Genomic DNA, 22,118 nt, shown 5'->3' on the forward strand with positions numbered 1-22,118 from the left:
TTGCCGGCGCAGACGATGCCGATATCTATCGCGCGACAGCCGACGGAGAGCATCATGGCGAAGCAAGAGATCGAGATCAAAACCCAGGACGGCGCAGCGAAGGCGCGGCTGTTTCGTCCAGCCTCACCCGCCAGGGCCGGAGTTATCCTCTACATGGATATTTTCGGCCCGCGCCCGGCGCTTGATCAGATGGCCGAGCGCCTCGCCGGCCACGGCTATGCCGTGCTGGTGCCCGACTTGTTCTACCGCAGAGCGCCCTACGGGCCATTCGACCCCAAGACCGCTTTTGGCGGGGAAAGGACGAAGGCTGAACTGACGGCGTTGAGAAATGCGACGACGCAGGACATGACGATCAGTGACGGCGAGGCCGTCCTCGATGCCCTGGCAGCGGAAGGTTTTGCCAGACCTGTCGGCGTCGTCGGCTATTGCATGGGCGGCGCGCGGGCGTTGAACGCTGCGGCGGCTTATCCCGGCCGCATCGCAGCAGCAGCGAGCTTCCATGGCGGCAATCTGGCAAGCGACGCGCCCGACAGTCCACACCTCAAAGCGCCGTCGATCAAGGCGCCCGTCTATGTCGGCGTCGCCGGCGTCGACGGCAGCTTTCCGCCGGAGCAGTCGGCGCGGCTGGCCGAGGCCTTGCGCGTGGCGGAGGTCGACCACGTGATCGAGAACTATGTCGGCATGGCGCATGGCTGGTGCGTGCCGGACCATGGCGTCTTCGACAAAGCCGGCGCCGAGCGGCACTGGGAAGCGGCTGACCACGTTCTTCGGTGAGACCCTCGGATAGGTTTCGCCCGCGCGGCGCGGCGAAGCTTCGGCCCAGCGCAGGCCGCGCTCCCTTCGGGCGTTTGTCATGCGAAAGGTCAAGCACTTGGCTTTTCGCCCCGCTGCGTGGGCCATTCCCGTGAACGGGAGGAAAGCAGCGCCCCAAAAAAATCTTTCCATCGCCCCAAGGATTAGCCATTAGCCTTCGTCCAACGGGCAAATGACGGCGATGATGCTGGACGACAGCGAAGCCTCCGATGCCGACTTGATCGGGCGGGCGAGGGGCGGAGACAGGGGGGCTTTCGGCAAACTGCTCGAAAGGCACTATATCTTCGTCTATCGCGCCGCCTATCGCTGGTGCGGCCGCAAGGCCGATGCGGAGGACATAGCCCAGGACGTCTGCGTGCGGCTCGGCCGGGCGATCCGCGACTATCAGGGCCACGGCGCCTTCACGACATGGCTCTACGCCATGACGCTTAACGCGGCGCGCGACATGATGCGCAAGCGGGCGCGCGACACCGCCAAGACCGAAGCCTTTGGCACCTACACGCTGATTGCGGGGGAGGGCTCGGCGGAAGCTCATGACCCGGCCGAGGCGCTGTGGGCGGCGGTGCGGATGCTGCCGGACAAGCAGCGCGACGCGGTGCTGCTGGTCTATGGCGAAGGGCTGAGCCATGCCGCGGCGGCGGAGGTGATGGCAATCTCGGAGACGACGGTTTCCTGGCACATCCATGAAGCGAAGAAACGGCTGAAGCTGCTCATGCGTTCAGCCGGGGAAGTGTGACCATGGTCGACGACAACGAACTCGAAAGGCTGCGCGACATCGCGGTGCCGGGGCCGGACGGCGAGGCGAAAGCCCGCGCGTTCGCTGCTGCGATGAGCGCCTTCGAGGCCCAAGAAAAAATTTCGACCGCCTCCCAAGGAACCGCGGCAGGCCTTCGTCTCACGGAGCGAGCAAGAAAGCTCTGGAGAGAGATCATGCAACGGAAACTCATTGCCACGCCGGCCATCACCGCGCTGGTCGCGCTGCCTATCGCCGGATATGCCGCTTTCGAGATGTTGAAGGAGCAGCCGCCTGCCATCGGCGGCAACGACAAGATCACCGAGACGCTGGCCGACAAGCCGGTGGCGCAGAAGCCCGCGGCCAACAGGCTGGCGAACAACGAGCCGCTGGCGGCTGCACCCGCCAAGGAGAAGAAGACCGACGCCGAAAGTGAGGGTCGTCTCAAGGATGAGGCGGAGATCGCGCCGGCGGCGCCGCCGAAGCCGGCCACCGAAATCGACAACCTTGGCAAACAGGAAACGACGCCCGAGGCGGCGCCTTCGCCGGCGCCGGCTGGGACAGCTGGCGACAAAGCTGCGGCGAGCGACGGGGTGGTTCGAATGGGCTTTTCGGCCCCGGGTGATGCAGCGAAGTTGAGACGCGCGCCTGGTGCCGTCGCCGATTCCAAGCTGATGGTGCAGCCCGCGCCGATGCCGTCCGACCAGATGCAGCCGCAGGAGGAAAACCGCGACCGCATCGAGACCTTCAAGACCAATCCGGTGCACCAAGCCGCCCAGGATCCGGTCTCGACTTTCTCGATCGATGTCGACACGGCGTCCTATTCCTTCGTGCGGCGCTCGCTGAAGGAAGGCGCCCTGCCCGACCCGGACACGGTCCGCGTCGAGGAGATGATCAACTACTTCCCCTATGACTGGAAGGGTCCGGATTCGGCCGCGACGCCGTTTAACTCGACCGTCACTGTCATGCCTACGCCCTGGAACGAGCGCACCAAGCTGATGCATGTCGCGATCAAGGGTTTCGACGTGAAGCCGGCCGCGGCGCCCAAGGCCAACCTGGTGTTCCTGATCGACGTGTCGGGCTCGATGGACGAGCCGGACAAGCTGCCGCTCTTGAAGTCCGCCTTCCGGCTGCTGGTCAGCAAGCTGAAGCCCGACGACACCGTCTCCATCGTCACCTATGCCGGCAATGCCGGCACGGTGCTGATGCCGACGAAGGCTGCGGAAAAGCAGAAGATCCTTTCGGCCATCGACAATCTGGAGCCTGGTGGATCGACGGCCGGCGAGGCGGGCATCAAGGAAGCCTACAAGCTCGCGCAGCAGTCCTTCGTCAAGGACGGCGTCAATCGCGTGATGCTGGCCACGGACGGCGACTTCAACGTCGGCCAGACCGATGACGATGACCTCAAGCACCTCATCGAGAAGGAGCGCAAGACCGGAGTGTTCCTCTCGGTGTTCGGTTTCGGCCGCGGCAATCTCAACGATCAGATGATGCAGACCATCGCGCAGAACGGCAACGGCACGGCGGCCTATATCGACACGCTTGCCGAGGCCGAGAAGGTGCTGGTCGAGGACGCATCCTCGACGCTGTTCACCATCGCCAAGGACGTCAAGATCCAGGTCGAGTTCAACCCGGCGAAAGTCTCGGAATACCGCTTGGTTGGCTACGAGACCCGCGCCTTGAAGCGTGAGGATTTCAACAACGACCGCGTCGATGCCGGCGATATCGGCTCCGGCCATTCGGTGTCGGCGATCTACGAGATCACGCCCAAGGGCAGCGGCGCCGAGCAGGTCGATCCGCTGCGTTACGGCCAGGCGAAGGTCGACAATGGCGGCGTGGCCAATGCGGACGAATATGCCTTCGTCAAGATCCGCTACAAGCTGCCGAACGAGGATGTCTCGAAGCTGATCACCACGCCGGTGACCGCCGCCAACGAGGTGCGGTCCTTCGACGAGGCAGGAAGCGACCAGCGGTTCTCGGTCGCGGTCGCGGCCTTCGGGCAGAAGCTGCGCGACGAGGATCAGACGGCCAATTTCGGCTACGACCGGATCCTGGAGATCGCCAACGCCGCCCGCGGCGCCGATCCGTTCGGCTACAGGGCCGAATTCCTGTCGCTGGTGCGGCTTGCCTCGTCGCTGGGAACCAACAAATAGGACGTGCGGCGTCTTATGAGCAAAGGGCCGGCGTGGAAAACCGCCGGTCTTTTTCCGATCGTTAAATTGCGTGGCTTTTCGGGAACTTCATCGCAATGCCCTCCTGTTAGTCAAAGCTGATAGAGGGCTTTGAGGGGATGGAATTGCATATCACCGGGAACGTGGCTTCGACCGCGGGAAACCTTGAGGCGCGAGCACCGTCCGCTCGATCGGCTGAATCCGCGCGTATCAGGAACGATGTCGACGCGGCCCGCAACACGGCGCTCTCGGCGCTGAACAACGACCGCTTCCGCGTAATGCTGGAACAGATCAGCGACCCGCGCGCGTCGGACGCCTTGATGACGCTGAGTGCTGACAGCAACAACAGCGCCGCTACCGACCTCAATACAGCGCTGTCGCGTTACGCCGAGAACAGCGAATAAGCAGAACAATTTCAGGCGCGGCTGCGCCGGCGCTCGCGACGACCTTCACCGGCCTCGGCCGAACCGGCTGAGGCGATCTTGTTGCGCATCGGACCGATGCGCTCGACGATCGTCTCGACGGTCGGACGCGCCGACTTTTTATGCGCGTCGAGCGCCTTGCGCATCGCGGCGAGGTGGGCGAACGAGGTGCCGCAGCAGCCGCCGACGATTTTCGCGCCGGCGTCGACCGCCAGCCGGACATAGTCGGCCATCAGCTCGGGCGTGCCGGAATAGTGGATCTCGCTGCCGCGGAATTCCGGAATGCCGCAATTGCCCTTGACGATCACGGTGGCGTCCGGCTTCGCGTCGGTCATGTCGAGCAGCGAGGCCAGGATGTCGGCGGCACCGACGCCGCAATTGGCACCGACGCCGAGCGGCGCCTGCGACAGCCCGTCGGCGACGCCGTGGATGTCCTTCGGCAGCAGCCCCATCATGGTGCGGCCGGCGGTGTCGAAGGAGCCGGTGTAGGTGTAGGGCAGGCCGACGCGGATCGCCGCTTCGGCCGCGGCGCGGATCTCGTCCGGCGCCGACATGGTCTCGATCCAGGCGACTTCGGCGCCGCCGGCCCTCAAGCCTTCGATCTGCTCGGCAAAGGCATCGACCGCGTCCTCATAGGTCATGGCGCCGAGCGGCACCAGCAACTCGCCGGTCGGGCCGACCGAGCCGGCGACAATCACCTTGCGGCCGGCCTTGTCGGCGACGGAGCGGGCGATTTCGGCGGCGCGCTTGTTGAGTTCGTAAACGCGGTCCTGCGCATGATGCAGCTTCAGCCGGTGCCGGGTGCCGCCGAAGGAATTGGTCAGGATGATGTCGGCGCCGGCATCGACGAAATTCTGATGCAGGCTGGCGATGGTGGCGGGCGACGTCTCGTTGAGCAGCTCGGGCGCTTCACCGGCCTCGAGGCCCATGGCGAACAAATTCGTGCCGGTGGCGCCGTCAGCCAAAAGCACGCCCTTTTCGGCAAGCAATGCGTCGATCGGATTGGTCGCGGTCATGGCTTTGACTTTCGTATCCTGAATTCGGATAACGATATAAAGAAGTCTTTATGTCCAGTCAATGAATTTGCGATCGCGACAGTGTACCGGATAACCGCCTTTCCGGCCTGAGAGTGATCTTGACCTCGATGCAGGGGCCGCCGTTGGTCGGATGCTGACCGCAAGGCACAACGACGATGATGAAACGTTCAGACGGATACTGAGGGGAAGGACATGCCGGCCAACCTTTGCGTGAAGCTCGCCGCCTCATGCGCGTTGATGTCGGCGGCGCGGATCAGATTGTCGAAATGGCTGGTCAGGGTGCGGACCGGCTGGGTGGCGTTCAGCACCAGATACATGTCGCCGACATAGATCGCGGCGCGGTAGGGACCGAAGATCGTGTAGGGGATCGAATAGCGCATGCGGCCGTCATAAAGGAACAGTCGGAAGGTCGGGTAAAGGTCGTCGAGCAGCGTTGCCATGTGCAGCAATTGCTTGCGGCGCTCGGCTTCCGGGAAACGATCCCAGACGCCGAGACCGCGCGCGAAGATCTCCAGCGTATGACGCGGCATGCAGACTTCCATATCGGTCTCGGGCCGCCTGTTGTAGTCGATACGGTATTGCGTTTCGCCGGCCTGCGCCTCGCGGCTCTTGTTGGCAATGCCGGCCTCGTACTCGACCAGCGCCTCGGTGCGCAGGAGGTCCGGAATGCCCGCAGGCACGTAGCGGATCTTGGTGCCGGCCGCCTCGGCGTGCCATTTGGCGAGCAGCGTGCGGTCGAAGCCGTCGGGCGCCTCCTCGATCTCCAGGCTCTCGCGGATCTCGCCGGTGACGCCTTCGTCCTGGCTCAGGCCCAGCAGCCAGTCGAGCGACACCTTGAACTCGGCGGCGATGTTGAGAAGCGTCTCGGCGCGGGGCAGGCGGGTCGAGGCGCCGGACAGCAGCTGCGACAGCGCCGATCGGTCGATGCCGACGGCGGTCGCGAAGGCCGACTGGTTCAAGTCGGAGCGTGTCAATAGCAATTTCAGACGCTCCCGGAAGATCGTCGACAGATCTCGCTTATCCATCACGCCACTCCCTGTGCTGAGGAGGAAAAATTTGCGCTGGGGCCTTTCTGACGGCTGCTCAGGCGCAAATGAATCCCCAAGTTTGTTTACAAAGTATAACATCTGCGGCCAAAAATGCGCATTCGCAACAGTTTGTGCGCTTTGTCGCGTTGCGACAACGGCAGGCTCCTGACACAATGTTGTCAGGAATCAAACTGGTTCCGGCGACTGGAGGGCAGTGGTCGATAGCATGAGTGGCATAAGCAAGAGACGCAGCAGCACACCGGCCGTGGAATGGCCGACGGTATTCCTCACACTCTTCTGCTACGGCGCCTGGCTCGCCACCGGCTTCCTGCTCTGGCCTTCGTATCCCCTGCTGGCGCTCGCCATCCTCGCCCTGATACTGGCCCTGCAATCCTCGCTGATGCACGAAGTGCTGCACGGGCACCCGACCCGCAACGCCAGGATCAATGAAGCCTTCGTCTTCCTGCCGATCGGCCTGGTCTGGCCGTTCCGCCGCTTCAAGGCGATCCATCTTCGCCATCATGCCGACGAGCGGCTGACCGATCCGCTGGACGATCCGGAAAGCTATTATCAGGCGCTCTGGATGCATGCGGAAATGCCGCCGGCAATGAAGTTCCTGCTCAAGATCAACAACACCATGGTCGGCCGCTTGATCCTCGGCCCGTGGCTGTCGTCGATCGGCTTCTTCATCGACGATGCCAGGCAGATGGCTGCGGATGACAAGGCGATCCGCAAGGGCTGGCTGCTGCATGCCGTCGGCCTCGCCGTGGTCGTGCCGATCGTGACCTTCGGCTTCGGCATCCCGCTCTGGCTCTACATTCTGGTGCCGGTGTGGCTCGGCCAGTCGCTGATCTCCGTGCGCACCTATGCCGAGCACCAATGGTCGGAGCATCCGGAAGGCCGCACGATCATCGTCGAGCGGTCGCCGCTCTCCTACCTGTTCCTCAACAACAACCTGCATTTCGTGCACCACAAGAGCCCGACGGTTGCCTGGTACAGACTGCCGAAGATGTTTCGCGATCGCCGCGAAGAATGGCTGCGGATGAACAACGGCTATGTCTATCCGAACTACTTCGCGCTGATCAAATCCTTTGCCTTCAAGGCCAAGGAACCGGTAGTGCATCCGGTGCTGCGCCGCGCGCCCGAACCCGGCCGCGCCTTCAAGCCGCGCATCAGAGCGCGTAATGTGAACGGCCTTGGAACGGCTCCCGTGCCGGCTGAGCCGCCCAAGGAATAATTCGACTTTCCGCGACTGCTTTTTCGCCGCGGGACGCAGGCACCGACGGTAGCCTGTTTCTGAAAGCTGTTCGTCATGAGCAAATTGGTTGCGGCCTTGCCGATGTATGACTGGCCCGAGGCGCGTGGCGAGGTCGACGCGCAATGGGCGCGGCTTCGCGATGCTTTCCGGCAGAAGGGCATCGATGCGCCGGAGAAAATGGTGCGCAGTAATCGCGACCTGCCGCCGGTACCCGACGGCATCCGCGACGGCGCCGGAAAGCTGATCGCCCCCGACCCGGCGACATTGCCGCCGGACGAGTTCGATTTTCGCCAGCTTTGGCTGAGCCCTGCGCTGCTTTTCGGGCAAACCTGCTGGGGGCCGATGGAACTCGGGTTGGCGCGGCATGTGCAGGTGGTTGCCCAGCCTGACTACGACGGATTCGAGGGCGGGCAGGGCGAGCTCTATTCCAGCGCGCTAGTGATGTTTTCGGATGGCGGCCCATCGGTCACGTCGCCCGCGGATGGCAAGGCGGTCATCCCGCTCGATCTCATGCGCGGCAAGCGCTTCGTCTTCAACAATCCGGATTCGATGTCCGGGCTGCTCGGGCTGACGCGCGACCTGCAGGCGATCGGCGAAAGCCTCGACATCTTCGGCTCGCGCAGCGAGAGCGGCGGCCACCGGTCGTCGATCGTAGCCGTCGCCGAGGGCAGGGCCGACATCGCCGCCATCGACTGCCAGAGCTGGGGATTGGCACGGCGTTTCGAGCCTGCGGCGCGGCACGTGAAGGTGGTCGGCTGGACAGCAAGGCGGAAAGGGCTGCCGTTCATCACCGCCAGGACGACGCCGGCGAGCACAATCGACGCGATGCGCGAAGCGATCGCCGGGCTCGGGCCGGGCGGCTCAGTTGCCCAGCAACCTTTCGTCCAGCGCGTAGGCTGACAGCTTTTCGTTGCCGGTATCGGTGATCAGGATCTGCTCCTCGATCTTGACGCCTTCGCGTCCGCCCAACCGGCCGATATAGCTTTCCACGCACAGCACCATTCCGGGTTCGAGCACGCCGTCGGGTGTGTCGTCCGTCCAGTCGCTGGCATGCGGCAGCGTCGGATACTCGTCCGCCAGTCCGACGCCGTGGTAGAGCACGCCGTAGCGCGCCGGGAAACAGTCACCGGGCGGCACCGCCGAGCGCTCGACAAGATCGAGGAAGGAGATACCCGGCCGCATCAGGCTGGTGTTGTGGGCGATCTGGTCGGCGGCGATGCGGAACAGGTCGCGCTGCTCGTTCGACGGCCGGCCGTCGCCGCAGAGCCAGGTGCGCGAAAGATCGGCGCAGAAGCCGTAGGGGCCGATGAGGTCGGTGTCGAAGGCGACGAGATCGCCGTCCTCGATGACGCGCGATGAGCATTCCTGGAACCAGGGATTGGTGCGCGGACCCGATGACAGAAGCCGGGTCTCGATCCATTCGCCGCCGCGGGCGATGTTGCCGCGATGGAGTTCCGCCCACAGTTCGTTTTCGGAGATGCCCGGCTTCAGCGCCGCCTCCATCTCGCCCATCGCCGCCTCGCAGGCGACGATGGCGCGGCGCATGGCAAGGATCTCGTCGGGCGACTTGATGAGGCGCGCATTCTCCATCACCGCCTCGCCATTGCCGACGGTGATGCCGCGGCGGGCGAGCTCGTCTACGCCTTCCGGATTGATGTGATCGACGGCGATGCGGCGATTGCCGCCGCCGTGCTCGGCAAGGAGCTCGGCGATGCCGGCCGCCCAGCGGCGGACTTTCTTATCGGTCAGCTCGCCGCTGTAGAGATATATCCACGACACCGCCGGCCGCACCTCGTCGACGACGCCGGCGTGGTCCGATAGATGCTCGCAGGAGAAATAGTCGAACAGCACCACCGGACCGTCTGTCGCCACGAAACAGTGGCGTGTCGGATTGTGTGCGACCCAGGGCTGCATGTTGGTCGAATCCGTCGCGTAGCGGATGTTGACCGGGTCGTAGAGCAGGGCGCCGGCATAGTCGCGGCGCGCGAGCTCGGCGCGAATGCGTTCGAGCCGGTATTTGCGCATGGCAGGCAGGTCGGGAGCGGCAATGCCTGCCGTCGCCCATTCGGCTTCGGCCTGCACGCCATAGCCCAGCACATGTTGGTTGAGCGCGGCAGCCTTCTCGCGGGAAGCCGCGCGCAGGGCTTCGACCGAGCCCGGTTCGAACGGCATGATCTTGCGATGGCGGCCGAAGCGAAGTTTTTCCATGCGGTCTCCCGGGTGCTACTGCGCCGCGATCTTGTGAAGTCTCGTGATCGTGACCTGGCGGGTCGTGGGCTTGTTCGCCAGCAGCTCAGGCACCGCGATGCTGCGATGGACAGTGTCCATCACATAGCCGGCCGTGGCGATCCTGTCGAAAATGACCGAAGCTGGTTCTTCGTCGTCCGCCAGGACAAGCACCGCTGGCTCGCGGATCGAACTGGCAAAATCGGGGATCTCGTCGTCGAGCACGACGAGATCGGGATCGACCAGGCGGAGATTGCCGATCCAGAACCAGCTCGAAACCACTGTGCCGACCGGCCCGTCGGCCGCCAACTGACGATGGAGCGAAGCGTAGTCCATCCGCACGATGCTACCGCGATTGTCGCCGCCACGGAGATGCATGTACCAGCTCACCGGCAGCACCAGGATGGCGATCACGGCGCCGACAAAGACGATCGTGGCCTGCGTCTTCCTGCCTCTTTCCCCTATCGTGTCCAGGCGGATGGCAAGGGCAGCCGGCAGCAGCACAAATACAGGAAGCATCCAGCGATCGCGAAACTGCGTGATACCGCCGGCGAGCACCACCGCCAACGTGATCACCACGGCAAAGCCAATCGCGCGCCAGAGCAGTTTTTCGGGCCAGGGTCCGAGACCGGACGATAGTGTGGGTTTCTTGCGTGCCAGGAAAAACGCAACGGCAAAGACCGCCACCGGCAGCCCGGCGAAATTCAGTATTGCATTGCCGAGGCCAAGAATGCCTCGAGACGCCGTCCTCGCCGCGCTGCCGCCCTCGGCAACGCCTAAGCCGGCGCTATGCGCCAGCAGGTCCCCCAGATGCGTGAGGCTCCAGTAGAATGTCGGCAGGCAGGCAAGGATCACCACGATCACGCTGATCAGGAAACGACGGTCGAAGATCGCCTCGCGCGTTTCGCGAAGGGACAGAGCTGCAATGAACAGCGCGGCAATGAAGATGACGATGTTGTATTTCGACAGCATCGCCGCCGCCGTGACCAAGCCCAGCAGCGCATAGGCGACTGTGGATCGCCGTTTCTGTACCTCGACCAGCGCCAGGAGCAGCAGCGACGAAAAGCAAAAGACGGCGACTGAGTGGGTGAGGGCGTGCTGCATCTCCCACACGATCTGCGGAAAGAGAAGCAGGCCGAACATTGCGGCGGCCGCCGCCCGGTTCGAGTACCCCAGGCGGCGCACCGCGGCGAAGCACGCGATCAGCGCGCCGGCCATCAGGGTGTATTTCACGATCTTCAGCGCAAAGATGCCGGTTCCGACAAGCGATGCGGTGAGGATGCCGAGCCAGGTGTATAGAGGCGGCTGCGAGCTGCCGTAGCCGGCCGCGAGGAAGCGCATCGCCATCAGCTGCTCGGAGTCGTCGACGCCAACACCGGTGCCCGCGACGTGCGACGAGAACGTCATCACCACGATCTGGACAAGGCAATATACAAGGACAAATGCGACCGCAGCGCTGAAAGGGCCGACCCGTTCATCGCAGAGCCAGTCGGTCCATTTCTCTAAGTGCCGCAAAGGTGTCGTCTTCTCATCTGATGCGTTGGTGACCGTTGCTATATAGCCGGCCACCCGCACGATCCAAAAGCGGTACTGGCTCTTATGTGCGCATCTTCTCGCCACTCGGGTCGAAAGGCGGCTCGACATTGATGCGGGCCGGGCGGCGGTGGCCGAGGATCTCGACCTCGAACAGGCCGGCGCTCTCGTCTTCCGCGAGGGCCGCCGGCACATAGCCCTGCGCCATCGATTTCTGCACGTAGTGCGCATAGCCGCCCGAGGTCACCCAGCCGACGACGCGCCATTCGCCGTCGACAATGCCGCGCACGGCCGAGGCGCCTTCGGCTGCCTTGGAGCCGCGCACTTCCTTGCCGGTCTCATCGAAGCGCGGCGCGCCGTAGCCATGCGGCCTTTCCACCGTGCCGTAGTCCTTGCTGACCTTGGCCCAGATCGGCTCATCGCCCATCACATCGGCATCCGCCGCATCGACGATGAAGGAGACGCGCCGCAGCGTCGGCCCTTGCGCTTGCTCCTTGGCTGACGCTTCGCGGCCGATGAAGTCGTTCTTCTCCAGCTTGATGAAGCGGTCCATCGAACCTTCGAACGGACCGTAGATCGGGCGCAACTCGCGGAACCAGGTCGGGAAGTTCTTTTCGAGGCGCATCGACAAGAGCGCGCGCATGCCGAAATCGACGAGGCCGAATTCCTCGCCAGCTTCCTTGATCGCGTGATAGACAAGGCGCTGATAGGCGGGCGCCATCCAGATCTCGTAGCCTAAGTCGCCGGTATAGGTGATGCGGTTGACCATGCAGGGAGCGCCGCCCACCGCCATCTCCCGGAAATCCATGAAGCGGAAGGCCTTGGTCGAGACGTCGACATCGACCAGCTTCTGCAGCAGGTCGCGCGACTTGGGCCCGGCGATCGACAGGCCGACCAGTGTCTGGTCGAAGCGGTGGATGCGCACCGAGCCATCCGTCGGCAGGTGCTTCTCGAACCAGCGCATGTGATATTTCTGCGCCGCCGACGAGCCCCAGATCATGAAGCGGTCCTCGCCAGTCTTGGCGATGGTGAAGTCGCCTATCAGCTTGCCGAATTCGTTGACCATCGGGGTCAGCACGATGCGGCCGGTCTTCGGCATGCGGTTGGTCATCAGCCGGTTGAGGAAATCCTCGGCCGCAGGTCCGGAGACCTCGTATTTGGCGAAGTTGGCGATCTCGGTGACGCCGACCTTCTCGCGGGTGGCGCGCACTTCCTCGCCGATCGGGCCGAAATCGTTCGAACGATGGAAGGAGACGATGTCCTTCGGCTCGGTGCCCTTGGGCGCGAACCAGAGCGGGGTTTCGAGGCCCCATGAGTCGCCCATGACGGCGTTGTTGGCGAGCATGGTGTCGTAGAGCGGCGTCGTCTGCGCCGGCCGGGCGGCAGGCAGTTCCTCGTTCGGGAAGCGGATCGAGAAGCGGCGCGAGTAGTTCTCGCGGACCTTGGCGTTGGTGTAGCGCAGCGTGGCCCATTCGCCGAAGCGGGCGACATCCATGCCCCAGACGTCGAAGCCGGGATCGCCGTGGACCATCCAGTTGGACAGGGCGAGGCCGACGCCGCCGCCCTGGCTGAAGCCGGCCATGACGGCGCAGGCGCACCAGAAATTGGTCAGGCCCTGCACCGGACCAACCAGCGGATTGCCGTCGAGCGCGAAAGTGAAGGGGCCGTTGATGATCTGTTTGATGCCGGCCTTCTCGATGCCGGGGAAATGCTTGAAGCCGATCTCCAGCGACGGCGCGATGCGGTCGATGTCGGGCTGCAGCAGTTCATGGCCGAAATCCCACGGCGTGTTGACGGGCGACCACGGCTTGCAGGCCTTTTCATAAGTGCCGAGCAGGATGCCGTTGCGCTCCTGCCGGGTGTAGATCTCGCCCTTGAAGTCGAGCACGCCGATCATCTCGCGGCCGGTCGACTTGTTGAATTCCTCGACCTCAGGCATCGGCTCGGTGAGCAGGTACATATGCTCCATCGCCAACACCGGCAATTCGACGCCGACCATGCGGCCGATCTCGCGCGCCCACAGGCCGCCGCAGTTGACGACATGCTCGGCGTGGACCGTGCCCTGCTCGGTGACGACGTTCCAGGTGCCGTCGGGCTGCTGCGTCAGGTCGACGACGCGGTTGCGCAACACGATCTCGGCGCCGAGTTTTTTCGCTGCCTTGGAATAGGCAATGGTCGTGCCTGAGGGATCAAGATGGCCTTCGACCGGGTCCCACATGGCGCCGACGAAATTCTTTTCGTCCATCAGCGGGAACATTGCCTTCGCTTCCGAGGGCGTGATCAGTTCGGTGTCCATGCCGAGATAGCGGCCCTTGGCGTGGGCAAGGCGCAGGAAGTCCATGCGCTCCGGCGTATCGGCCATCATCACGCCGCCGGTCAGATGCAGCGAGCAGGACTGGCCGGAAAGCTCCTCGATCTCCTTGTAGAGCTGGACGGTATAAGCCTGCAGCTTGGCAACGTTCGGATCGCCGTTCAGCGTATGGAAGCCGCCCGCCGCGTGCCAGGACGAGCCGGAGGTCAATTCCGAACGCTCGATCAGCATGATGTCGGTCCAGCCGGCTTTGGCCAGATGATAGAGCACCGAGCAGCCGACGACGCCGCCACCGATGACCACCGCTTTCACATGAGATTTCATACAGATAGGTCCGTTTTTGTAGGGGCTGAGTTGAGTGAGCGAGGTCTTCCCTGCAGAGGGAGAGGAAAGGTGTCGGCTGGGATCGATTCGCGCCTTTCCTCTCCCCCGTTGATCGGCAGAGAGGTGTCGAGCGAAGCTCGACGGAGAAGGGGTCGACTACGCATCAAACCAATATTGACGACTAAAAATCCGTCGGCGCGCCGCCTTCGGCGCGGCGCTTGTCGACGAAATCGTTGAGCTCCTCGCGGATGGCCGGATCCATATAGGGCTCCTCGTAGGCGGCAAGACGTTCTTTCCAGATCTTGTTGGTCCGTTCCAGCGCCGTCGGCGAGCCGGCTTCGGCCCAGGTCTCGAAATTGCGCCAGTCGGAAACGATCGGCGAGTAGAAGGCGGTCTTGTAGCGTTCCTGCGTGTGCTGGGTGCCGAAGAAATGGCCGCCCGGGCCGACCGACTGTATGGCGTTGAAGCCGAGCGCATCCTCGGAGAGGTCGAGCGGGGTGAGGAACTCGGCCACCATCTGCAGGAGGTCGATGTCGAGAATGGTCTTTTCGTAGGAGCAGCGCAGGCCGCCTTCCAGCCAGCCGGCCCCGTGCATCATCAGATTGCCGCCGCCCTGGATGGCGCCCCAGAGCGAGAACACGCTCTCGTAGGCGGCCTGCGCGTCGACAGTGTTGGCGGCGCAGGTGTTGGAGGTGCGATAGGGGATGTTATAGCGGCGGGCGAGCTGGCCGCCGACGAGCTGCGCCTTCATGTATTCAGGCGTGCCGAAGGCCGGCGCGCCGGATTTCATGTCGACGTTGGAGGTGAAGCCGCCATAGCCGACCGGCGCGCCCTTCTTCACCATCTGCGCGAAGGCGATGCCGGACAGCGCCTCGGCATTCTGCTGCACCAGCGCGCCGGCGATGGTGACGGGGGCCATGGCGCCTGAGAGCGTGAATGGGGTCACGATCACGACCTGGCCCATGCTCGCCATCTGGATAATGCCTTCCATCATCGGCACGTCGAGCTTGAGCGGCGAATTGGTGTTGATGATGGTGAAGACCGACGGCTCCTGCATCAGCTGCTCGCGGCTGACGCCGCGGGCGATGCGGGCGATCTCGATGCCATCGACATTGCGCTCCTTGCCGAGCGAATAGATGTGGAAGACCTTGTCGGTCAGCGTGGCAAGGTCGCGGATGCATTCGAGGTGCCGGACCGAGGGATGGATGTCGATCGGCTCGACCGGATAGCCGCCGGTGCACTGCAGGATGTTGTGCATCTGGGCCAGACGCAGGAAGTTGCGATAGTCAGCCTGGTTGCCGGGCCGCCGGCCGCGATCGAGGTCGGAGCAATTGGGCGCCGAGGCCATCATCGACAGGATGACGTTGTTGCCGCCGAAGCGCAGATTGTGCGCCGGGTTGCGGGCATGGAGCGTGAATTCCGAGGGGCAGTGCGAAATCAGTTCGAGGATCAGATCGCTGTCGAAGCGCACGCGCTCGCTGCCTTCGCTGACGTCGGCGCCATGCGCCTTCATGATGCGGCGGGCTTCCTCGTGCAGCACGTCGACGCCGATCTCCTTCAGCACCCGCAGCGAGGCGAGATGGATCGATTCCAGCTCGTCGTCGGAAACAAGTCGGGTCGGCGTCAGTGGATTCTTCAACTGCCGGAAAGGCGGCTGCTCGAAGGCAGCCGATCCGCCGGCGCGCTTTCCAGCACGGCCGCCGCGGCGAGCGCGATCTGTTGCCAATGCCGGTTCGGCGGGATGAAGGGCGGCAGTCATGAGAAGCCTCGTGCGAATGCGAAAGTGGCCGGCATAATGGACCGGCGGCAATCTCGCCGGTAAGGAGGCGGCGACCACTAGGGCGAGGGAAGCGACATGACGAAACGGCAGCAGGCTGGCCCTGGTCTGCCAACCAGGTTCGGGCGGCGGCGCTCTTGAATGTTCGTGCCGCGAACGCGATGTAGGCAGGGCCAGCCAGACGACATCCCGGAGAACCGCATGACCAGCACAATGACCAAACCCCAACCCGAGTTGGCGGCCGAGGACCCCTTCCTGTGGCTGGAAGATCGCAACGGCAAGGAAGCGCTCGACTGGGTTCATCGCCAGAATGCGGTGACGGTGGCCGAATTGCAGGGCGATCCCTCCTACCGGGCGGCATTCGAGACCGCGCTCGACCTGATGACGGCCGAGGACAATATCGCGGTCGGGGCGGCGCTTGCCGGCCACGTCTACAATTTCTGGCAGGACAAGACCAATGCGCTGGGCCTCTGGCGCCGGGCGCCGGTCGCGTCCTACAAGACCGACAAGCCGGACTGGGAAACGATCATCGATTTCGACCAGCTCTCCGCCAAGGAGGGCGTCAAATGGGTGTTCGGCGGGGCGAGCCGGCTCTATCCGGATTTCGACCGCTGCCTGCTCTACATGTCGCCGGACGGCGGCGACGCCAGCGAGATGCGCGAGTTCGACATCGCGACGAAGTCGTTCGTCGCGGACGGTTTTCGCGCTCCTGCCTCGAAGTCGGGCTTTTCCTGGCTGGACAAGGACACGGTGATCGTCTCGGCGGCGTTCGAGGAAGAAGACAAGACCCAGTCCGGCTATCCGCGCGTGATCAAGCTCTGGCGGCGCGGCACGAAACTGGAAGACGCAACGCCGATCTTCGAGGGCGAGAAGCAGCATCTCGCGGTCGGCGGCGGCGTGGAGTTCGACGGCGACAAGCGGCATGTGCTGCTTGGCAGAACAATCGACTTCTTCACTTCGCACAGCTTCCTGCGGCTGGCCTCGGGCGAGACCAGGCGCGTCCCGCTGCCCGACGACGCCACCGACACGGCGATCTTCAAGGGCCAGCTCGTCTTCGGCGTGCGGAGCTCGTGGACGGCCCCTGACGGCACAAGCTGCCTGCCCGATGGGCTCTACTCGGTGGATTTCGACCGCTGGATCGACACCGGCACGTTCGGACCTTTCGAAACCGTGCTCGAGCCGGCGCACCGCGTCTCCATCGCCGGCCTCGCCAGGACACAGGACCGGCTGTTCATCAACCTGATGGACAATGTGCGCGGCAAGGTCGTCGTTTGCGATCGAACCGAGAATCATTGGTCGCTGAAGCCGGTCGGCCTGCCCGACAACGGCAATGTCGGCATCAGCCATGCCGACCATTTCGGCTCCAGCGTCTCCTTCTCCTTCACCGACTTCCTGACGCCGAGCTCGATCATCTGGTCGGACGATGATGGCGAGACGCTGCAGACGGTGAAATCGCAGCCGGCGCGCTTCGATGCCTCGCCCTATGTTTCCGAGCAGTTCGAGGCGCGCTCGAAGGACGGCACGATGATCCCTTATTTCGTCGTCCGCCGGCGGGATCAGAAAGGGGCGGCGCCGGCGCTGCTCTATGGCTATGGCGGCTTCGAAGTGCCGCTCTTGCCAGGCTATGCCGGCATCCGCGGCAGGCTTTGGCTGGACAAAGGCAACGCCTATGTGCAGGCCAACATCCGCGGCGGCGGCGAATTCGGCCCGGCCTGGCACCAGGCGGCTCTCAAGGGCAAGCGCCAGAAGGCCTTCGACGATTTCGCGGCGGTGGCGGAGGATGTGGTCAAGCGCGGCATCACGACGGCTGCCCAGCTCGGCATCCAGGGAGGCTCGAACGGCGGCCTGCTTACCGGCGTGTCGCTGACGCAGCGGCCGGAGCTGTTCGGCGCCGTCATCATCGACGTGCCGCTGCTCGACATGCTGCGCTACACCGAACTGCCGCCGGGCGCGTCCTGGATCGCGGAATATGGCGATCCCTCGAAGCCGGAGGACGCGGCATGGCTTGGCGCCTATTCGCCCTATCAGCATGTCGCGGCGGGGGTTGCCTATCCGCCGGTGCTGCTGATGACCTCGACCGCCGACGACCGTGTCCATCCGGGACATGCGCGCAAGATGGCGGCGCGGCTGCAGGGCGCTGGTCGCGGCAAGACGCTGTTCTTCGAGGAGACCGAAGGCGGCCATGGCGGGCGCGGCGACCGTCGGCCGCAGGCGGCGCAGACGGCAATGCGCTATGTCTTTCTGCAGCAGGCGCTGAGCATCGGACCGGAAAGTGGAAGCCGGCTATCGGACAACCCGATGCTCGACTGAAAAGCGCGGTGAAGCTTGAATTCGTGGCCGTTGGCGGCTTAAGGTGCCGCCATGGTCCGCATCAGCACATCAGGCGCCTTCGGGGTCGCGGTGACGCCGTCACCGCGCACGCTGCGCGCCGAGCTTTTGCGGCTTTGCGCCCGCATCGGCTATTCGCCGCCCCGTTTCCTCTGACGAATCCGCCCCGGCCGTTGCCGGATTGATTCAAGAGGAAAGATCAAATCCATGACCTATCAGAACTATTCGCTGAAGCAGCTTCAGCAGATCGATGCCGCGCATCACCTTCATCCCTTCACCGACCACAAGGAACTGCGCGAAGCAGGCTCGCGCATCATCACCCATGCCAATGGCCCGTTCATCTATGATGCCGACGGCACGGAAATCCTCGACGGCATGGCGGGCCTCTGGTGCGTCAATGTCGGCTATGGCCGCGACGAGCTGGCGGACGCCGCTTATGCGCAGATGAAGGAACTGCCTTACTACAACTCCTTCTTCAAATGCTCGACGCCGACGCCGGTGCTGTTGTCGAAGAAGCTGGCGGAACTGGCGCCCAAGCATGTCAGCCAGGTCTTCTACGGCTCGTCAGGCTCCGAGGCCAACGACACGGCGCTGCGGCTCGTGCGCCACTACTGGGCGCTCGAAGGCAAGCCGGAGAAGAACCGCATCATCTCGCGCAAGATGGGCTACCACGGCTCGACCATCGCGGGCACCTCGCTCGGCGGCATGGAGCAGATGCACAAACAGCTTGGCGGCGCGGTGCCCAACATCGTCCATGTGATGATGCCCTATGCCTATGAGCTCGCTTTGCCCGGCGAAAGCGACCATGATTTCGGCATCCGCGCGGCCAAGGCGGTCGAGGACGCCATCCTTGAAGCGGGCGCCGACAAGGTCGCCGCCTTCATCGGCGAGCCGGTGATGGGCGCGGGCGGGGTGAAGATCCCGCCAATGAGCTACTGGCCGGAAGTGCAGCGCATCTGCCGCAAATACGATGTGCTGTTGATGCTGGACGAGGTGATCACCGGCTATGGCCGCACCGGAGAATGGTTCGCGGCGCAGACCTTCGACGTCGAGCCGGACACCATCACCACCGCCAAGGCGCTGACTTCCGGCTACCAGCCGCTGTCGGCGCTGCTGGTCGGTGACCGCATCAGCAGGACGCTGGTCGAGAAAGGCGGCGAGTTCTATCACGGCTACACTTATTCGGGTCATCCGGTGGCCTGTGCGGTGGCATTGAAGAACCTCGAGATCATCGAACGGGAGGGCCTGGTCGATCGCGTCAGGACCGACACCGGTCCCTATTTCGCGCAGGCGCTGCAGGAGCGCATCGCCGGTCACAGGCTCGTCGGCGAGGTGCGCTCGATCGGCCTGATGGGCGCGATCGAGATCGTCAAGGACAAGGCGACCAAGGAACGCTACCTGCCGTCAGGCAGCGCTGCCGTCGTCGTGCGTGACCACGCGATCTCGCAAGGCATGATGCTGCGCGCCACCGGCGACACGATGATCCTGTCGCCGCCGCTGATCTGGACGCGCGACACCATCGACATGGCCTGCCAACGCATCGCCAAGGCGCTCGACCTCGCCGAGGCGGATCTGCGGAAGCGGTAGGAAACGCGCTCGGGCGCCCTTCGCGGGAGGGGCGCCCGGCGATTCGAAGTATTCGGAGTGCAGCGAAGCCATTCCGAAACGCAAAAACCGCGCCCCAAAAGGGAACGCGGCTTTGCCAGATACGCATGGCGCTTCGCTACGAGAGACTTGCGAAACTTACGGGCTCCGGTACGCGAGACCTGATCCGGAGCGCCGGGCGGTTGCGATGTCCGCCTCGCAGTCCGTTTTAAAGGCACATCGTTACCGGTGGGTTATCGAGAGCTTAAGCAAATCTAAATTTGCCGGCTTTGCGTCGAAAAAATCCGCTAATAACCCTTTGAAAGCAGGCGTTTAGTTTTTATCGCCGCGCAAGAAATTAATGATGCCGGAAAAATCGACGCCGGCGTTCCCCTGCGCGTTGAACAGCGCGTAGAGCTGCGTCGCTTCCGCGCCCAGAGGCGTGACCGCGCCGGCACTTTGCGCGGCTTCCTGCGACAGCTTCAGGTCCTTCAGCATCAGCGCCGCGGCAAAACCCGGATTATAGTCGCGGTTGGCGGGCGATGCCGGAACAGGGCCTGGCACCGGGCAGTAGGCGGTGAGCGACCAGCACTGGCCGGAGGAGGTGGAGGCGACGTCGAACAGCGCCTGATGCGACAGGCCGAGCTTTTCGGCCAGCACGAAGGCTTCGGAGACGCCGATCATCGAGATGCCGAGGATCATGTTGTTGCAGATCTTGGCGGCCTGGCCGGCGCCGTCGCCGCCGCAGTGGACGATGCGGCCGGCCATCGGCTTCAGGATCGTCTCGGCGGCAGCAAAGGCCGCGTCCGAGCCGCCGGCCATGAAGGTGAGCGTGCCTGCCGCGGCGCCGCCCGTGCCGCCGGAAACCGGCGCGTCGATCGAGGGCAGACCGTGCCTGGCGGCAATGGCGTGCGCCTTGCGCGCCGATTCGACATCGATGGTCGACGAGTCGATGAGCAGCGCGCCTTTCTTCGCCTTGGGCGCGATGTCCTCATAGACCGACAGCACATGCTTGCCGGCAGGCAGCATGGTGATCACCACATCGGCGTCTTTTACGGCGGCGACGGCATTGGCCATTACGGTAACGCCGTGTTCTTTCGCAATAGTCAGGTTCTCGGGAACGAGATCGAATCCCAGCACAGCATGGCCTGCTTTGACCAGGTTGGCGGCCATCGGGTTGCCCATATTGCCGAGGCCGATGAAGGCGATAGTGGTCATAGCGGCGCTCCGTGCGGTTGGTGGTGAATGGTGAATGGTCAGTAGTCAGTAGTCAGTAGTCAGTACTCACTACTTTTCCCCTCGCCCAATCAGCGTGCGGGCGATAATGACGCGCATGATCTCGTTGGTGCCTTCGAGGATCTGGTGGACGCGAAGGTCCCGCACCAGCTTCTCGATGCCGTAGTCGTGCAGATAGCCATAGCCGCCATGCAGCTGCAGCGCCTCGTTGGCGACCTCGAAGCCGACATCGGTAACGAAGCGCTTGGCCATCGCCGACCATTTGCTGGCATCCGCCGCGTTGCGGTCGAGCTTCGAGGCGGCGGCGTAGAGGAAGATGCGGGCCGCCTGCAGCTCGGTCTCCATGTCGGCCAACCTGAACTGCAGCGCCTGGAACTGGTTGATCTTGGAGCCGAAGGCCTTGCGCTCGGCGGTATAGGCGAGCGCCTTGTCGAGCGCCGACTGCGCGCCGCCCAGCGAGCAGGCGGCAATGTTGAGCCGGCCGCCGTCGAGCCCGGCCATGGCGATGCCGAAGCCTGCGCCTTCGGTCGCAAGCAGGTTCTCGGCCGGCACCTTGCAATCCTCGAAGATCACCTGGCGGGTCGACTGCATGTGCCAGCCCATCTTGTGTTCGTTGGCGCCGAAGGAAAGGCCGGGCGCATCCTTGGGCACGACGAGGGTCGAGATGCCCTTCGGTCCGTCGCCACCGGTGCGCGCCATCACGACATAGAGATCGCTGTCGCCGGCGCCGGAGATGAACTGCTTCGCGCCGTTCAAGACATAGTCGTCGCCCGTCTTCACCGCCCGCGTCTTCAGCGCCGCGGCATCCGAGCCTGAGCCTGGCTCGGTCAGGCAATAGCTCGCCAGCCAATCCATCGAGGTCAGCTTCGGCAGGAAGCGCTGGCGCTGCTCGTCGCTGCCGAAGCGGTCGATCATCGAGGCCGCCATGTTGTGAATCGAGATGAAGGAGGAGAAGGCCGGGTCGGCGCGGGCGAGCGCCTCGAAGATCAGCACCGCATCGAGGCGGCCGAGAGCCGAACCGCCGACATCGTCCTTGACATAGATACCGCCGAGCCCGAGCGGCCCGGTCTCGCGGATCACATCGGCGGGGAAGTGCTTGGCCCGGTCCCAGTCGAGCGCGTTCGGCGCCACACGGTCGGCCGCGAAAGCCTCCGCCATCTCCTGTATGGCGCGCTGTTCCTCGGTGAGTTCGAATTGGCCAGTGCCCGCATCGACTGCCGCGTCCATGGCGTGCTCCCTGTCGTTTCAGGCCTTGTGGCCTGTCGTTTTTGGCTTTGCGCAATGATCAATCTAGACCAATGATGCCGCCGCGCAACCCGGGCCTCCGCGGACCGGCT

The 22,118-nt window shown here is 64.0% G+C and carries 16 protein-coding genes and 1 pseudogene; 9 read left to right on the plus strand and 8 right to left on the minus strand.

Annotation, left to right across the window (positions count from 1 at the left end; translation table 11 throughout):
• The first annotated feature begins 54 nt into the window (after positions 1-54).
• The 4 genes and pseudogenes from EN874_RS00345 to EN874_RS00360 all read left to right on the plus strand — a co-directional run bounded on the left by EN874_RS00345 (position 55) and on the right by EN874_RS00360 (position 4,121).
• Positions 55-787: pseudogene (locus EN874_RS00345) on the plus strand (dienelactone hydrolase family protein).
• Positions 788-985: 198 nt separating this feature from the next.
• Positions 986-1,549: an RNA polymerase sigma factor gene (locus tag EN874_RS00350; protein WP_127428299.1), complete on the plus strand. Its 564-nt coding sequence runs from the start codon at positions 986-988 to the stop codon at positions 1,547-1,549.
• A 2-nt stretch (positions 1,550-1,551) separates the two neighbouring features.
• Positions 1,552-3,699, plus strand: coding sequence for a VWA domain-containing protein (locus EN874_RS00355; RefSeq protein WP_127428300.1), 2,148 nt, complete (start codon positions 1,552-1,554; stop codon positions 3,697-3,699).
• A gap of 137 nt (positions 3,700-3,836) precedes the next feature.
• Positions 3,837-4,121, plus strand: coding sequence for a hypothetical protein (locus EN874_RS00360; protein ID WP_245516006.1), 285 nt, complete (start codon positions 3,837-3,839; stop codon positions 4,119-4,121).
• 11 nt (positions 4,122-4,132) lie between these two features.
• Here EN874_RS00360 and bmt read toward each other — a convergent pair whose 3' ends face one another.
• On the minus strand, positions 4,133-5,155 hold the full coding sequence (gene bmt, locus EN874_RS00365) for a betaine--homocysteine S-methyltransferase (protein WP_127428301.1): 1,023 nt from the start codon (positions 5,153-5,155) through the stop codon (positions 4,133-4,135).
• Positions 5,156-5,343: 188 nt separating this feature from the next.
• Positions 5,344-6,201, minus strand: a complete 858-nt coding sequence (locus tag EN874_RS00370; protein WP_126088693.1) for a helix-turn-helix transcriptional regulator — start codon at positions 6,199-6,201, stop codon at positions 5,344-5,346.
• A 229-nt stretch (positions 6,202-6,430) separates the two neighbouring features.
• On the opposite strand from EN874_RS00370, the gene EN874_RS00375 reads away from it, so the two are divergent.
• Together EN874_RS00375 and EN874_RS00380 are read left to right on the plus strand one after the other, a co-directional pair.
• Positions 6,431-7,441 carry a fatty acid desaturase gene (locus EN874_RS00375; protein ID WP_127428302.1) on the plus strand — a complete coding sequence of 337 codons (1,011 nt, stop codon included), beginning with the start codon at positions 6,431-6,433 and terminating at the stop codon, positions 7,439-7,441.
• A 75-nt stretch (positions 7,442-7,516) separates the two neighbouring features.
• Positions 7,517-8,362: a PhnD/SsuA/transferrin family substrate-binding protein gene (locus tag EN874_RS00380; RefSeq protein ID WP_127428303.1), complete on the plus strand. Its 846-nt coding sequence runs from the start codon at positions 7,517-7,519 to the stop codon at positions 8,360-8,362.
• On the opposite strand, the gene EN874_RS00385 is transcribed toward EN874_RS00380, so the two are convergent.
• The 4 genes from EN874_RS00385 to EN874_RS00400 all read right to left on the minus strand — a co-directional run bounded on the left by EN874_RS00385 (position 8,324) and on the right by EN874_RS00400 (position 15,615).
• On the minus strand, positions 8,324-9,670 hold the full coding sequence (locus EN874_RS00385; protein WP_127428304.1) for a Xaa-Pro peptidase family protein: 1,347 nt from the start codon (positions 9,668-9,670) through the stop codon (positions 8,324-8,326). The two genes, EN874_RS00380 and EN874_RS00385, sit on opposite strands and share 39 nt — an antisense overlap.
• Before the next feature lie 15 nt (positions 9,671-9,685).
• On the minus strand, positions 9,686-11,263 hold the full coding sequence (locus EN874_RS00390; protein ID WP_245513382.1) for a glycosyltransferase family 39 protein: 1,578 nt from the start codon (positions 11,261-11,263) through the stop codon (positions 9,686-9,688).
• 22 nt (positions 11,264-11,285) lie between these two features.
• A complete protein-coding gene (locus EN874_RS00395; RefSeq protein ID WP_127428306.1) occupies positions 11,286-13,856 on the minus strand; it encodes an FAD-dependent oxidoreductase in 2,571 nt (856 codons plus the stop codon).
• A 181-nt stretch (positions 13,857-14,037) separates the two neighbouring features.
• Positions 14,038-15,615, minus strand: coding sequence for a trimethylamine methyltransferase family protein (locus EN874_RS00400; RefSeq protein ID WP_127428307.1), 1,578 nt, complete (start codon positions 15,613-15,615; stop codon positions 14,038-14,040).
• Positions 15,616-15,834: 219 nt separating this feature from the next.
• Between EN874_RS00400 and EN874_RS00405 the strand changes: the two genes are divergently transcribed.
• The 3 genes from EN874_RS00405 to EN874_RS00415 are packed head-to-tail and all read left to right on the plus strand — an operon-like array spanning position 15,835 to position 19,548.
• Complete coding sequence (locus EN874_RS00405; protein ID WP_127428308.1) at positions 15,835-17,943, plus strand: prolyl oligopeptidase family protein; 2,109 nt, start codon at positions 15,835-15,837, stop codon at positions 17,941-17,943.
• A 51-nt stretch (positions 17,944-17,994) separates the two neighbouring features.
• Positions 17,995-18,117, plus strand: a complete 123-nt coding sequence (locus EN874_RS00410) for a capsid protein (protein WP_066999731.1) — start codon at positions 17,995-17,997, stop codon at positions 18,115-18,117.
• Positions 18,118-18,168: 51 nt separating this feature from the next.
• A complete protein-coding gene (locus tag EN874_RS00415) occupies positions 18,169-19,548 on the plus strand; it encodes an aspartate aminotransferase family protein (RefSeq protein ID WP_127428309.1) in 1,380 nt (459 codons plus the stop codon).
• A gap of 330 nt (positions 19,549-19,878) precedes the next feature.
• Here the strand turns inward: EN874_RS00415 and mmsB are convergent, their stop codons facing one another.
• Together mmsB and EN874_RS00430 are read right to left on the minus strand one after the other, a co-directional pair.
• Entirely contained in the window at positions 19,879-20,763 is an 885-nt protein-coding gene (mmsB, locus tag EN874_RS00425) for a 3-hydroxyisobutyrate dehydrogenase (protein ID WP_127428311.1), read from the minus strand.
• Positions 20,764-20,832: 69 nt separating this feature from the next.
• Complete coding sequence (locus tag EN874_RS00430) at positions 20,833-22,008, minus strand: isobutyryl-CoA dehydrogenase (protein WP_127428312.1); 1,176 nt, start codon at positions 22,006-22,008, stop codon at positions 20,833-20,835.
• Between the last annotated feature and the right edge of the window lie 110 nt (positions 22,009-22,118).

Source organism: Mesorhizobium sp. M1D.F.Ca.ET.231.01.1.1, assembly GCF_003999155.2.
Taxonomy (GTDB): domain Bacteria; phylum Pseudomonadota; class Alphaproteobacteria; order Rhizobiales; family Rhizobiaceae; genus Mesorhizobium.

Excerpts from the sequence above, each read along its gene's own strand:
- EN874_RS00370 (WP_126088693.1), bottom strand. The coding sequence starts at position 6,201 with ATGGATAAGCGAGATCTGTCGACGATCTTCCGGGAGCGTCTGAAATTG.
- EN874_RS00430 (WP_127428312.1), bottom strand. The coding sequence starts at position 22,008 with ATGGACGCGGCAGTCGATGCGGGCACTGGCCAATTCGAACTCACCGAG.
- EN874_RS00355 (WP_127428300.1), top strand. The coding sequence starts at position 1,552 with ATGGTCGACGACAACGAACTCGAAAGGCTGCGCGACATCGCGGTGCCG.
- EN874_RS00375 (WP_127428302.1), top strand. The coding sequence starts at position 6,431 with ATGAGTGGCATAAGCAAGAGACGCAGCAGCACACCGGCCGTGGAATGG.
- bmt (WP_127428301.1), bottom strand. The coding sequence starts at position 5,155 with ATGACCGCGACCAATCCGATCGACGCATTGCTTGCCGAAAAGGGCGTG.
- EN874_RS00350 (WP_127428299.1), top strand. The coding sequence starts at position 986 with ATGACGGCGATGATGCTGGACGACAGCGAAGCCTCCGATGCCGACTTG.
- EN874_RS00395 (WP_127428306.1), bottom strand. The coding sequence starts at position 13,856 with ATGAAATCTCATGTGAAAGCGGTGGTCATCGGTGGCGGCGTCGTCGGC.
- EN874_RS00405 (WP_127428308.1), top strand. The coding sequence starts at position 15,835 with ATGACCAGCACAATGACCAAACCCCAACCCGAGTTGGCGGCCGAGGAC.
- EN874_RS00360 (WP_245516006.1), top strand. The coding sequence starts at position 3,837 with ATGGAATTGCATATCACCGGGAACGTGGCTTCGACCGCGGGAAACCTT.
- EN874_RS00380 (WP_127428303.1), top strand. The coding sequence starts at position 7,517 with ATGAGCAAATTGGTTGCGGCCTTGCCGATGTATGACTGGCCCGAGGCG.
- EN874_RS00400 (WP_127428307.1), bottom strand. The coding sequence starts at position 15,615 with ATGACTGCCGCCCTTCATCCCGCCGAACCGGCATTGGCAACAGATCGC.
- EN874_RS00410 (WP_066999731.1), top strand. The coding sequence starts at position 17,995 with ATGGTCCGCATCAGCACATCAGGCGCCTTCGGGGTCGCGGTGACGCCG.
- EN874_RS00415 (WP_127428309.1), top strand. The coding sequence starts at position 18,169 with ATGACCTATCAGAACTATTCGCTGAAGCAGCTTCAGCAGATCGATGCC.
- mmsB (WP_127428311.1), bottom strand. The coding sequence starts at position 20,763 with ATGACCACTATCGCCTTCATCGGCCTCGGCAATATGGGCAACCCGATG.
- EN874_RS00385 (WP_127428304.1), bottom strand. The coding sequence starts at position 9,670 with ATGGAAAAACTTCGCTTCGGCCGCCATCGCAAGATCATGCCGTTCGAA.